Origin of the sequence: Hydrogenophaga sp. SL48 (assembly GCF_021729865.1) — a bacterium.
Classification (GTDB): domain Bacteria; phylum Pseudomonadota; class Gammaproteobacteria; order Burkholderiales; family Burkholderiaceae_C; genus Hydrogenophaga.
This window is the reverse complement of record NZ_CP063400.1, coordinates 2207349-2220389: the sequence shown is the minus strand read 5'-3', so window position 1 is coordinate 2220389 and position 13041 is coordinate 2207349. Positions and strand designations below refer to the sequence as shown.

Here is a 13041-nt window from a genome sequence, read left to right as displayed (position 1 = left end):
ATTTTGCTGAGGCGGACAGTTTTTCAATCTGACAACAGCGAAGTGCGATGGATTTCAATCTGCCTCCGGAACTGGCCGCGCACCTGTGCGAGCTTGACCGGTTCATCGAATCGGACATCAAGCCGCTACAGGCGCGCGAAGACAACGAGCGCTTCTTCGATCATCGCCGTGAGTGGGCGAGCACCGACTATGAGCGGGGCGGCCTGCCACGTCATGAATGTGAAGACCTGCAGGGCCAGGTTTGTCGCATGTCCGACACGGCCGATCACCTGCGATTTGCGCTGCCGGGCGAGTTTGGCTGCAAGGACGACAACAACCTTGCCATGGCCGTGATCCAGGAGCATTTCGCCGAAAAAGGCCTTTCAAACGAAGTACAAAAGAACAAGCATGAGGCATGACAACGGGCCCGCAGATACCCCTCTGCTGAGAATCGATGGGATCTCTGTACGTTTCGGCGGCATCGTGGCATTGGATGGGGTGTCATTCGATGTGCAGAGCGGGCAGATATGCGGGCTGATCGGCCCGAATGGCGCCGGCAAGAGCACGCTGTTCAATTGTCTCTCACGCCTATACGACTGCCACACGGGCCGGATCGATTTTGACGGACACCCGCTGTCTGTCATGCCGCGCTACCGGATGGCGGGCATTGGTATTGGCCGTACCTTCCAGAACCTGGCGCTGTTTCGCACGATGACGGTGCGGGAAAACGCACTGGTGGGCTGCCACAGCCGGCATCACGCAGGCTTCCTGTGGAACGCATTCCGCCTTCCGGGTGCGGCACGCGTCGAGAAGGAGGCGCATGCGCGGGCGGACGCCCTGATCGATTTCCTGGATCTTCGTGGCGTCGCAGACCGGGCAGTGGCAGATCTGCCTTTCGGAACGCAGAAACGCGTTGAACTCGCGCGCGCACTGGCGGCTGAGCCCAAGCTCCTGCTGCTGGATGAGCCGGCGGCCGGACTCAATCACGAAGAGCTTGAGAGCCTGGGCCTGCTGATTCGGGACATCCGCGACAGGCTCCGTGTCACCGTGCTGCTGGTGGAGCACCACATGGGCCTGGTGATGGGCGTCTCCGACAAGGTCGTGGCACTGAATTTCGGCAAGAAGATCGCCGAGGGCGCCCCGGCGCAGGTGCGTTCGCATCCTGAAGTCATCCGCGCATACCTCGGCGCTGACGGGGAGGAGCAGGCGTGAGCCATATTCTTGAAGTACGCGGGCTGCGCGCGGCGTATGGGCCCACGCGCGTTTTGCAGGGCATCGACCTGGACATCGACGACGGCAAGGTCGTTGCGCTGCTGGGTGCCAACGGCGCGGGCAAGACCACTACCTTGCGCTCCCTGTGCCAGATGATGGTTGCCACCGAAGGCACGATCACGCTGGCGGGCCAGCGCATCGACGGCCGTCCGACCGAACAGATCGCCCGGCTCGGTGTAGGCCATGTTCCCGACGGGCGCGGCACCTTCCTGGGACTGAGCGCAGAGGAGAACCTGCGACTGGGCGCGTGTGCCCGCATCGGCCGCGAGGGTGCCCTGGACGACATGGAGCGAATCTACGGTTACTTCCCGCGTTTGAGGGAGCGTCGTGGCCAACAGGCAGGCACGCTGTCGGGAGGGGAACAGCAGATGCTTGCCATCGGCCGCGCGCTCATGGGCAGGCCCAGACTTCTGCTGCTCGACGAACCCTCCTTTGGGCTGGCGCCACTGATCGTCAAGGACATCTTCGCGATCATGCGGCGCATTAACCAAGAGCAGCACGTCTCCATCCTGCTGGTCGAGCAAAACGCCAAGCTCGCCCTCGACCTGGCCGACAGCGCCTACCTGATGGAGACCGGCCGCATCGTGATGTCCGGACCATCCCATGAAATCCGGCGCGACGACGCGGTGCGCCGCGCGTACCTCGGCGAATGAGCCGGGAAAGAACCCATACATGAGCACGTTTCTGCAGCAGCTGCTGGCTGGCCTGGCCACCGGCGGAATCTACGCCAGCATGGCGTTGGCGCTGGTCATGATCTACCAGGCCACGCATCACATCAATTTCGCACAAGGCGAGATGGCGATGTTCTCGACCTTCATCGCCTGGACGCTGATCCAGGCCGGCTTGCCCTACTGGGCTGCATTCGTCGCCACCGTTGTTCTGTCGTTTGTGCTGGCAGCTGTCGTGGAGATCGCGGTCATCCGACCCATGCATGACAAGCCGGCGCTCTCGGTGGTGGTGATATTCATCGGCTTGCTGGTGATCTTCCACAGTCTGGCGGGCTGGCTTTTCGGATACACCATCAAGGAGTTCCCGAGTCCATTCCCTTCTGATGCCTGGTATGGAAGCCCCATGATGTCCGCCCACAAAGTCGGGGCCATTGCAGTCACCCTGGTTGTCGTGGCGTTGCTGTTTTCGTTCTTTCGTTTCACGCCGCTCGGGCTGATGATGAGGGCAGCGGCGCAGAACGCCGCGTCTTCCCGGCTGGTGGGTGTCAACGTCGGCCGCATGCTGATGCTGGGCTGGGGACTGGCCGGAGCGATCGGCGCCGTTGCCGGGATGATGGTGGCGCCGGTCATCTTCCTGGACCCGCACATGATGACCGGCGTGCTGATCTACGCGTTCGCAGGTGCGCTTATCGGTGGTATCGACAGCCCCCTTGGTGCCGTGATCGGTGGCTTCGTCGTCGGCGTGCTTGAAAACCTCATTGGCACTTATGTCGTTGGGACCGAGCTCAAGCTCTCGGTCGCGCTTGTCATCATCGTTGGCGTTCTGATCGTGCGTCCAGCCGGACTGTTGGGCCGCACTGTCGTGACACGCGTATGAACAAAAGCTCCTTTTCTCCGGCCTGGATCGGGACGCTAACCGTTCTCGCCCTGCTTGCCATCGGCCTCACCTTTGTGGCCAAGGGCTTCCAGCTGTTCCAGGCCACGATGGTGCTGTCTTATGCGATTGCGCTGGTTGGGCTGAACGTGCTGACTGGCTACAACGGCCAGATCTCGCTGGGCCACGGCGCTTTTTTCGCCATTGGCGCCTACACCACCGCGATCCTGATGGATCACGGGGGCGCGCCCTACTGGACCACCGTGCCGGCGGCCGCGGCCGTTTGCTTGGCCATTGGCTACTTGTTCGGGCGCCCGGCGCTCAAGCTCGAAGGCCTGTACCTGGCCCTGGCGACCTTCGCGCTCGGCGTCGCCATGCCGCAATTGCTCAAATACAAGTACCTGGAGCCCTGGACCGGCGGCGTGCAGGGCATCGTCCTCACGAAGCCAGACGCACCTTTCGGATTGCCGCTCACTCCCGACCAATGGCTGTATATCTTTGCGCTGTCCGTCACTGTTTTCATGTTCGTCATCGCACACAACCTGCTGCAAAGCGGGACCGGACGCGCGATTCGGGCCATCCGCGACCATGCTCTGGCCGCAGAGGCGATGGGGGTGGACAACAGGCATTACAAGTCGATGACTTTCGGGGTTTCGGCCGCCTACACCGGCGTTGGCGGAGCACTGTCGGCCATTGCGGTGCAGTTCGTGTCACCCGACTCGTTCACGCTCTTCCTGTCGATCTCGCTGCTCGTGGGCATCGTGATCGGCGGCATTGGAACACTCTGGGGCGCACTCTTCGGCGCGGTGTTCATCATGTTCGTGCCGGCGTTTGCGGAGAAGGTCTCGAAGTCAGCGCCGTGGGCAATCTATGGTGTTCTGCTGATCGTCATCATGTTTGCGATGCCAGGCGGCGTGGTTGGCTTGCTGCGCAAGATTCAGAAGCGGCTGAACGGTCATGACTGATCGGGACGTTTCCATTCCAATGTGTCCCGCAGTGCTGCTTGACCGTCGCAATGGCATCGCCGTCCTAACGCTCAACCGCCCAGACCGGGCCAATGCGCTCGACGGCGAGATGGCTTTGGCGCTGGACGCGGCTGTCGACTCGCTGACCGGGGACGTGGGCCTTCGCGCGGTGCTGCTACAGGCAAGGGGCCGCCACTTCTGCGCTGGGGGCGACATCCGCGAGTTTGTTGAATCCATCGATGACCTCGGCAGCCGGATAGACGGGAGCATCCCTGCCGTGCATCGCATGATTCACCGGCTGGCCACCTTGCCAGTGCCCGTGGTCAGCGCCCTCAACGGACCGGTGGCCGGGGCAGGAATCGGACTGGCTTTGTGTGCCGACCTGGTACTGGCGGCCGAGTCGATGAAGCTGCGAGGCGGCTATTCGGCCATCGGCCTCACTCCGGATGCAGGATCGTCCTGGCTGCTTGCGAGACGGGCCGGTGAGGCGAGGGCCAAGGAGATCTTCTTCACGAACGAACCGCTGTCGGCGCGCCATTGCCTTCAGTTCGGAATTGTGTCGCAGGTGTTGCCCGACGCAGAACTCGATGCAGGCGCCAGGGCATTGGTCACCGCACTTGCCAAGGGAGCCACCGGGTCGTTCGCCCGGATCAAGGTGCTGGTCGACGGCGCGTCGCATCGCACGCTGCAGGAGCATCTTGAGCTGGAGCACCGCTACATGGGCGAGGCCAGCCGCAGTGCTGACGCGAGAGAGGGCGTCACCTCATTCGCTCAGAAGCGGGCACCGGTTTTCGGTAGCGGATTCCGTTAATACGCCGCAGTACAAGGAGGGCAAGGATGGAGTTTGATCCCTCCCGGCTCGACGCATTCATGCGCCGGGCGATACCCGGCCTGACAGGCACGATGGAACTGGAACGCATTGGAGGGGGGCAGTCCAATCCTACCTTCTTCCTCAGCTACGACAACCGGCGCATGGTCCTGCGCAAGAAGCCGGCAGGCAATGTCCTGCCTTCCGCGCACGCGGTCGACCGTGAGTACCGCGTGATGAAGGCGCTCGCCTGCAGTCGGTTGCCGGTGCCGGTTACCCTGCTTTTCGAGCCGGCAAGCGAAGTGATCGGCACACCCTTCTACGTGATGGAGCGGATGGAGGGGCGCATCTTTGCGGACAACTCCCTGCCCGGCATGTCGGCCACGCAACGCCGGGCGATCTATCTCGAGATGGCGGAGAAGCTGGCCGTACTCCATGGCCTCAATTGGGACGAGCTCGGGCTCGCTGGCTACGGAAAGGAAGGCACCTTCTTCGAGCGCCAGCTGCGCCGCTGGAACCAGCAATGGGCGCTTTCCAGGACGCGCGACAACCCGGCCATAGACGAGCTGCTGGCCTGGTTGCAATCGAACCTGCCAACAGATGACGAAACGGCCCTGGTGCATGGTGATTTCAGGCTTGGGAACCTGATGTTCCACCCTAGCGAGCCGCGGGTGGTTGCCGTGCTCGACTGGGAGCTCTCGACCCTCGGACATCCGCTGGCCGACATTGCGTTCAACACCGTCGCGTGGCGCACTCTGCCTTTTGAGTATGGAGGTATCCGTGGGCTCGACCTGGCCGGCCTGGGCATTCCATCGGAGCAGGAGTACCTCTCGCACTACTACCGGGCTGCTGGTCGCACCGCTGAAGCCACGCCGTTTCATTGGGCCTTTGCATTGATGCGGTGGGCCGTCCTTTTCGAAGGGATTGCCGCCCGTGCGCAGCATGGCAATGCTGTTGCGGGCGATGCCGCCGATGTGGGCGCTCTCGGCATGGCCATGGCATTGCGTGGACTTGAGGCGAGCCGTCAGGGTCTTCCATAAGTAAAGCCCAGACTTTAGTCAGGCCCCGATTTTTCCCCGAGCGCCTATCTTCAACCTTACTGAAAACGAACCTAATTATGCGAATCAATCTGGACTTCAAAGACCGCCACGCGGTGATATTCGGCGGCACCACGGGAATCAACTTCGGCATCGCCGATGCTTTCGCCTCGCGCGGCGCCACTGTCACGGTGGTGAGCCGCAAACCGGAAAACGTCTCTGCTGCCGTCGAGCAGCTCGGGAAGCACGGCGGGCAGGTGAACGGGCATGTGGCCGACGTGCGCGACTTCGACGCCGTCGGGCGAGTATTCGCATCAGCAGTAGAGCAGTACGGTCCGGTTGATGTGCTGGTCTCCGGCGCCGCTGGCAATTTTCTTTGCGAGGTCAACGAGATGTCCTCGAACGGCTTCAAGGTGGTCGTCGACATCGACCTGGTGGGTACCTTCCATGTCCTGCGCCAGGCCAGCGCCTACCTGCGCAAGCCAGGTGCGAGCGTCATCAACATCAGTGCGCCGCAGTCGGTGCTGCCCATGCGCTGGCAGGCCCATGTGTGCGCGGCAAAGGCCGGTGTGGACCAGCTCACACGCGTCCTTGCGCTCGAATGGGGTGCGGCGGGTGTGCGTGTAAATGGTATCTCGCCGGGTCCCATTGCTGGCACTGAAGGCGTGCGCAAGATGATGGGGACAGGCGAGGAGATCGAACGGGGCATCATTGCGACCGTGCCGCTCCAGCGCTTGGGCGAGCCAGACGACATCGCCAACCTCGCCTTGTTCCTCGCATCGCCCTACGCGGGCTATATCTCAGGCGCCACCATTGCCTGCGACGGTGCCAGCGTGCTGGATAACATCAAATCCACCGTCGAGGATGCCGGCCGCGCGCTCGCCGCGCAAAGGTAAAGCATGGACTTCGACCTGACGCCCGATCAGCGCCAGATCAGGGAACTCGCTGGCCAGTTCTCTGACCGCGAGATTGCACCTCGTGCGGCCCAAGCCGACCAGGACAAGTCATTTCCGATGGAGGTCCATGAAAGAGCCCTGGCACTTGGGCTGCTGGGCGTCAACTTGCCTGAGTACGCAGGAGGCCCGGGACTGGGTACGGTTGAACTGGTGCTTGTGACGGAGGCCTTCTGCAGGGGGTGCCTGGGCATCGGGAGCACCCTGTGCATCAACGCGCTCGCGACGGAGCCGATCGCAATTGCAGGGACGGATGCCCAGCGCCGCGAATATCTTGCGAGAGTCGCAAAGGGCGCACTGGCGAGCTTTGCGCTGACCGAGCCGGCGGCCGGGTCAGACGTATCGGGTATCCGCATGCGCGCAGACCGCAAGCCCGGCGGCTACGTACTGCACGGAAGCAAGATCTGGATATCCAACGCGAACCTGGCTGAATATTTCACTGTGTTCGCAAAGACCGACCTGGAAGCAGGGCACCGCGGCATGACGGCCTTTATCGTTCCGCGCGACAGCAAGGGCCTGTCGGTCGGTGCGCCGCTGGGAAAGCTGGGTCAGCGCGCTGCGCCGACCTGCGAGGTCTTCTTCGACCAGGTGTTTGTGCCGGACGATCATCGCCTGGGCGAAGAGGGCGCGGGCTTCGCGCTGGCCATGGCCGTGTTTGACCGTTCGCGTCCCATGGTGGCCGCATTCGGGGTTGGGCTCATCGAGCGCTGCCTTGAAGAGGCGCAGCGCTATGCGACGGAGCGCAAGAGCATGGGCAAACGGCTCATCGACCATCAGGCCGTCGCCCACAAGCTCGCCGAAATGCGGATGAGGCTTGAGTCCGCCCGATTGCTTACCTACCAGTCTGCATGGCTCGTCGACAAGGGCCGCAAGAACACGATTGAAGCGTCGATGGCCAAGGCAAGTGCGGCGGATTCGGCCATGTGGGCGGCCAGCGAGGCCGTGCAGATCTTTGGCGGCATGGGCTATTCCACCGAGTACCCCGTCGAGAAACTGTTCCGGGACGCCAAGGTGCTGCAGATCTACGAAGGCACCAGCGAGATCCAGCGCAACGTGATCGCACGCGAGTTGCTCAAGGCCTGAGCGCAGACCCGTCATTCCCACTCCTCCCCATTTACAGGAAGACCCCAATGGTCAATCAGGTCTTTGTCACGGGCGTCGGCATGGTGCCGTTCGTCAAACCCGGCAAGCACGAACCCTATCCCAAGATGGCGCAACAGGCGGTGTCGCTGGCCCTCGCTGATGCAGGCATTGGCTATGAGCTGATAGAACAAGCCTACGTCGGCTACGTCTACGGCGACTCCGCCGCTGGTCAGTGCTGTCTCTACGAAGTCGGCATGACTGGCATCCCCATCATCAATGTGAACAACAACTGCGCCACCGGCTCGACCGCGCTCTTTCTCGCCCGGCAGGCGGTGGCGACCGGCGCCGCGGACTGTGTGCTCGCGCTTGGGTTCGAGCACATGAGCTCCGGTGCGCTGGGTTCCGTGTTCACGGACCGGCCCAGCCCGTTTGACCGCTTCGACGAAGCCACTGACGTCCTGGTGGGCGAGGGTGAAATTCCTTTGGCTCTGCGCTATTTCGGCGGCGCCGGGCTGGCGCACATGCGGCAGTACGGAACGCAGCTCTCGACTTTCGCGAAGATCCGGGCGAAGGCCAGTCGGCATGCGGCCAACAACCCGCTAGCACTTTTTCGCACCGTTGTGAGTGAGGAAGAGGTCCTCGCCGCTCCGGTGATGTGGCCGGGCGTGATGACTCGGCTAATGGCCTGCCCGCCCACTTGTGGCGCAGCGGCGGTGGTGCTGTGCAGCGAAGCCTTCGCGCAGAAGCACGGCCTGAACCGGGCGGTCCGCATTCGTGCGCAGGCCATGACCACCGACGGCCCGCAGACTTTCGGCGCCGGCGACATGCGCGAGGTGGTGGGCTTCAGCATGGCCAAGGCTGCGGCGCAGAAGGTCTACCAGCAGGCTGGCGTGGGTCCGCAAGACCTGGATGTGGTCGAGCTGCACGACTGCTTCGCGCACAACGAGCTGATCAGCTACGAGGCACTGGGCCTGTGCGCCCAGGGCGGGGCCGAGCAGTTTGTCTGCGATGGCGACAACACCTATGGCGGTAAGGTCGTGACCAACCCATCGGGCGGCCTGCTCTCCAAGGGGCATCCGCTGGGCGCCACCGGGCTGGCCCAGTGCACGGAGCTGGTCCAGCAACTGCGCGGCACGGCGGCCGCCAGGCAGGTGCCTGATGCCCGCCTGGCCCTGCAGCACAACCTGGGCATAGGTGGCGCCTGCGTGGTCACCTTGTATGAGCGAGTGTGATCGACGTTCGAAAGGAAGTCCCGTGTACGGCAACATGATGCAGCAACCGCTGCTTATCTCCTCCTTGCTCCAGCATGCGGAGCGGCATCACCGCGATGCCGAGATCGTCTCGAGAAGAACGGAGGGTGGTGTCTTCCGGTATACCTACGCCGACCTGGCCGCGCGCTGCAGGCGGTTGGCAAACGTGCTTCAAGGCCTGGGCATCCAGCAAGGCAGCCGGGTCGGTACGCTGGCTTGGAACGGCTATCGCCACATGGAGTTGTACTACGCGGTCAGCGGCCACGGCGCCGTCGTGCATACGCTCAACCCGCGCCTGCATCCGGACCAGGTCGTCTGGATTGCCGACCATGCGCAGGACGAAGTGCTGTTCTTCGACACGACCTTCCTGCCGTTGGTGGAAGCCATCGCGGACCGCCTGAAGACTGTCAAGGCGTTCGTGCTCATGACGGAGCGGCAGCATATGCCGCAGGACAGCAAGATATCCAACCTGCTGTGCTACGAGGACTTGCTGGAGAACGCCAGCAGTGTGTATGCGTGGCCGGGCCTCGACGAGAACTCGGCTTCCGGCCTTTGCTACACCTCGGGAACGACCGGCAACCCGAAAGGCGTCCTCTACAGCCATCGTTCGACCATCCTGCACAGTTTCGCGGTCGCGCTGCCGGATGGGATGAACTGCTCGGCCACGGACACCATCCTGCCGGTCGTGCCCATGTTCCACGTGAACGCCTGGGGCCTGCCCTACGTGGCTTGCATGGTCGGGGCCAAACTCGTGTTGCCCGGCCCCAACCTGGATGGTCAAAGCCTGTACACGCTCTTCGAGGCGGAAGGCGTGACACTCGCTGCCGGCGTGCCGACGATCTGGCAAGGCTTGCTGACCTACATGCGCGAGAACGGCAAACGATTTACCACCTTGCGCCGCACTGGGATTGGCGGCTCGGCTTGCCCACCCTCGATGATCCGAACTTTCCAGCAGGAATACGGCGTGCAGGTGATGCACGGCTGGGGCATGACCGAGACAAGCCCGCTTGTGACGATGGGCGTTCTCAAGGACAAACATACGGGTCAGGATCCGGAAAAAACACTGGCGCTGCAGGCCAAGCAGGGACGCGCCATGTTCGGCGTCGATATCAAGGTACTGGGCGATGATGGCAATGAAATTGCTTGGGACGGTAAGACGCCCGGTGAATTGATGGTCCGGGGTAACTGGGTCGTCAGCAGCTACTTCCTCTCCGACGAGACGGCGACGCTGGTCGATGGCTGGTTTCCGACCGGAGACGTGGCGACGATCGATGCCGATGGCTACATGCAGATCACTGACCGGACCAAAGACCTGATCAAGAGCGGCGGTGAGTGGATCAGCTCGATCGAGGTGGAAAACATTGCCGTCGGGCATCCTGGCGTTGCCATGGCGGCTTGCATTGCCATGCCAGATCTCAAGTGGGCTGAGCGGCCTTTGCTGGTTGTGATCAGGAAGCCGCAAATGGATCTGCGGGAGGACGAGCTCCTGCAGTTTTTTGAGGGGAAGATCGCGAAGTGGTCAATTCCGGACGAGGTGGTTTTTGTCGATCAGATTCCACTGGGTGCGACTGGAAAGATGCTGAAGAACAAGCTGCGGGAATCCCTTGCCACTCACAAGATGCGCGTTCGTGCGAAGTAGTCGGTGCCGTTTCTGAAGAACATTCCATGCTGCTATGGAAGGTCTTACATGGACGTCTCCAGGAGAGCAAGATTCGGCGGCGTGATGGTTTGAAGGGCGCATGTACGGTACCTTCTGTCTGGCCGAGCCGCGGGCCGGCTGCGGTGTCTCCTGCCTGAGGGCCCTGCCCCGCAAGGATACCGCTGCTTGGCAGATCGATGTCGTCAAGCAGTTCGTCGCCTGCAGCAAAAATAGCTTGGTGGCTATCGTCATAGAAGTCACCGACATGTGCGCTGGTAAGTGGGGCACGAGCGCCTTCATCGTGTCGACGGCCGCACGAAACCCTGATCGGAGTAGAAGGGGGAGGGAGTGCTAGCTGGCGAGTGAGTGCTGCGCTGAAGGGTACAAGGACCGCTTGATACGGGAATGAGAATTTTGGGAGCTCCCTAGGTCGAAGCCATACCTTGGTCTGGCGCTATCAAGCCCTGATCTCTGCCTATCGTCCTTCCTTAAATACGAAAAGGAGGCTGCACCGACGAACTGAATTGGTTTGGGTCAGCCGACCGTTAAACGAACGAAAGAACGCGTCGGGTAGCGGCGCACGTTGACCTATAGGAGACTTGCTATGTCGATGACTTTGGAGTTTCGAATTCCCTTCGTGTTTGCCATTTCATTGGTCCTCGCTGCCTGTGCCAGCAACACGCCCGTTGCACCAGCCAGATCGGCCTGCGCGCAGCTCACAACGGTGAGGGTTCCCGCCTCTGCAATCGGGCTCCCGACTCAAGGAGCGACGGTCACAGCAGCGACACTCGTAGCCGCCAGTGGAGCAGGATCCAGCGCCGTGGTCGAGCATTGCCTTGTCACAGCGGCTATCAAACCGGTTGACCCAACGGCGTGGGACATCCGTTTCCAGATGGCGCTGCCGACGACATGGAACTCGAAAACAGTGACGCTCGGTGGCGGTGGCTACAACGGAACGATTCCGTCGGTCACTGGCAATCTTGGGGCGACCAGTAGAGCGATCTCGACGCCTCTGTCCCGCGGCTATGCCGTCTTTGGAAGCGATTCGGGACACCAAAACGAGACGCTGCCGGATCAAGGCGCCTTCGCCGTGAATCAGGAGGCCTATCGGAATTGGCAGGGCGACGCGCTTAAGAAGACGCGAGACGCAGCCGCTGTGCTGATCGAGGCGACCTACGGCGCCAAGGCGTCTCGGGCGTACTTTCTCGGCAGCTCGACGGGCGGGAAAGAGGCCCTGACCGTTGCGGGACGCTGGCCAACCGATTGGGACGGCGTTGTCTCGCTGTACCCCGCGAGACCGGTGGTTTCACACATCCTCGCGTTCATCCGGGCATCGCAAGCGTTCGCGGCCCCGGGCGCATTTCCAAACTACGCCAAGCGAGGCGTGCTTCGACGTGCCGCGCTTGAGGCGTGTGATGGTCTCGACGGTGTGGCGGATGGGGTGATCAGCTACGTGCAGCTGTGCAATGCACGGTTCGACCCCATGACGGCGTCGTTGGCAGGGGTGGCCGTGCGCTGTTCCGGCGGAACTGACACCGGGGATACCTGTCTCTCGGATGTGCAAATTGGCGCCTTCGTCACGATGAACTCTCGGTTGGACTTCGCCTTCCCTCTCGCAAGTGGCGAAACCAGCTTTCCCGGCTGGAACGCGTTCTTCTCTGACAGTGGAGCAAACGAGGCGTCGCTGTTCAACTCGGGCATCGCTGCGCGCGCCATCGGTAACGCCGCTCCTGGCTATCCTGCTACGTCGGCGATGTCCCGCGGCGCTGGCTTCGCGGATGGCTTCGTTCGCCACGCAGTGACGGGCGACGCGAACTACAACTACTTGACGATCAACGCTACTGATCCCGGCGCATACGCCGCCAGATTCAGCGCCCAGTCGGCGCTCGATATTGGGGACCGAGACCTATCGGGGTTCGCAGCGCGTGGCGGCAAAGTGCTTCTGATGCACGGCACCGAAGACCTGCTCATAAGTCCGCGGGTGACGCAGCTTTATTACCAGGGCCAGCAAGCGCGACTTGGCGCTGCTGCGGTGGACGCTTTCATTCGCTACTACGAGGCTCCGGGCTTCGGCCACGGGACAGGCACCTCGTTCCAGGTGTCTTGGGATCAGCTGACAGCACTCGAGAATTGGGTCGAGCGCGGCACCGATCCAGGTGTGCAGACGGTTACCGACGTTGCGGGCGTTCCAGGTCGCACGAGGCCTCTCTGCTTGTATCCGGCCTTTCCTAGGTACAAAGGGTCGGGTGATGTCAACCTTGCCGCCTCGTACACCTGCTCCCTCTGAAGTCTCCTTGAAACCCTGAGACACCCGGAAGTAGAGAAATTTCCCAGGGAAACAAGAAGCGCCTTGGCGACAAACCAGCGGTAATCAAGCGGGGGCTCACAATACACGCTTGAGTTGTAGGCACGCCCAGCCTCGATCCCTTGGATGTACTCAAAGTACAGTGTATAGAGATCTTTTCGAAAAGGACGACATCGGTCAGAAGTGACGAATGCTCACTTTTCTGTGG

Annotated in this window: 12 protein-coding genes; all 12 read left to right on the top strand. The window is 62.1% G+C overall.

Annotated elements, in window-relative coordinates:
- Positions 1 to 47: 47 nt before the first annotated feature.
- The 12 genes from IM738_RS10550 (at position 48) to IM738_RS10495 (ending at position 12815) form a co-directional block, all read left to right on the top strand.
- Positions 48 to 398 carry a hypothetical protein gene (locus IM738_RS10550; RefSeq protein WP_236965817.1) on the top strand — a complete coding sequence of 117 codons (351 nt, stop codon included), beginning with the start codon at positions 48 to 50 and terminating at the stop codon, positions 396 to 398.
- Positions 388 to 1191, top strand: coding sequence for an ABC transporter ATP-binding protein (locus tag IM738_RS10545; protein ID WP_236965816.1), 804 nt, complete (start codon positions 388 to 390; stop codon positions 1189 to 1191). Before IM738_RS10550 ends, IM738_RS10545 begins: the two co-directional genes overlap by 11 nt.
- A complete protein-coding gene (locus tag IM738_RS10540; RefSeq protein WP_236965815.1) occupies positions 1188 to 1904 on the top strand; it encodes an ABC transporter ATP-binding protein in 717 nt (238 codons plus the stop codon). The genes IM738_RS10545 and IM738_RS10540 overlap by 4 nt, the downstream gene beginning before the upstream one ends.
- Positions 1905 to 1923: 19 nt before the next feature.
- Complete coding sequence (locus IM738_RS10535) at positions 1924 to 2796, top strand: branched-chain amino acid ABC transporter permease (RefSeq protein ID WP_236965814.1); 873 nt, start codon at positions 1924 to 1926, stop codon at positions 2794 to 2796.
- Complete coding sequence (locus IM738_RS10530) at positions 2793 to 3758, top strand: branched-chain amino acid ABC transporter permease (protein ID WP_236965813.1); 966 nt, start codon at positions 2793 to 2795, stop codon at positions 3756 to 3758. The genes IM738_RS10535 and IM738_RS10530 overlap by 4 nt, the downstream gene beginning before the upstream one ends.
- On the top strand, positions 3751 to 4569 hold the full coding sequence (locus IM738_RS10525; protein ID WP_236965812.1) for an enoyl-CoA hydratase/isomerase family protein: 819 nt from the start codon (positions 3751 to 3753) through the stop codon (positions 4567 to 4569). Before IM738_RS10530 ends, IM738_RS10525 begins: the two co-directional genes overlap by 8 nt.
- A 26-nt stretch (positions 4570 to 4595) precedes the next feature.
- Positions 4596 to 5606, top strand: a complete 1011-nt coding sequence (locus tag IM738_RS10520; RefSeq protein ID WP_236965811.1) for a phosphotransferase family protein — start codon at positions 4596 to 4598, stop codon at positions 5604 to 5606.
- A 77-nt stretch (positions 5607 to 5683) separates the two neighbouring features.
- Positions 5684 to 6499 carry an SDR family oxidoreductase gene (locus IM738_RS10515; RefSeq protein WP_236965810.1) on the top strand — a complete coding sequence of 272 codons (816 nt, stop codon included), beginning with the start codon at positions 5684 to 5686 and terminating at the stop codon, positions 6497 to 6499.
- A gap of 3 nt (positions 6500 to 6502) precedes the next feature.
- Positions 6503 to 7639 (top strand): acyl-CoA dehydrogenase family protein, encoded by a 1137-nt coding sequence (locus IM738_RS10510; RefSeq protein ID WP_236965809.1) that lies wholly within the window; start codon positions 6503 to 6505, stop codon positions 7637 to 7639.
- 47 nt (positions 7640 to 7686) lie between these two features.
- Entirely contained in the window at positions 7687 to 8871 is a 1185-nt protein-coding gene (locus IM738_RS10505; protein ID WP_236965808.1) for a lipid-transfer protein, read from the top strand.
- Positions 8872 to 8893: 22 nt separating this feature from the next.
- Complete coding sequence (locus IM738_RS10500; protein ID WP_236965807.1) at positions 8894 to 10528, top strand: 3-(methylthio)propionyl-CoA ligase; 1635 nt, start codon at positions 8894 to 8896, stop codon at positions 10526 to 10528.
- A gap of 604 nt (positions 10529 to 11132) precedes the next feature.
- Positions 11133 to 12815, top strand: a complete 1683-nt coding sequence (locus IM738_RS10495; RefSeq protein WP_236965806.1) for a tannase/feruloyl esterase family alpha/beta hydrolase — start codon at positions 11133 to 11135, stop codon at positions 12813 to 12815.
- Positions 12816 to 13041: the final 226 nt, after the last annotated feature.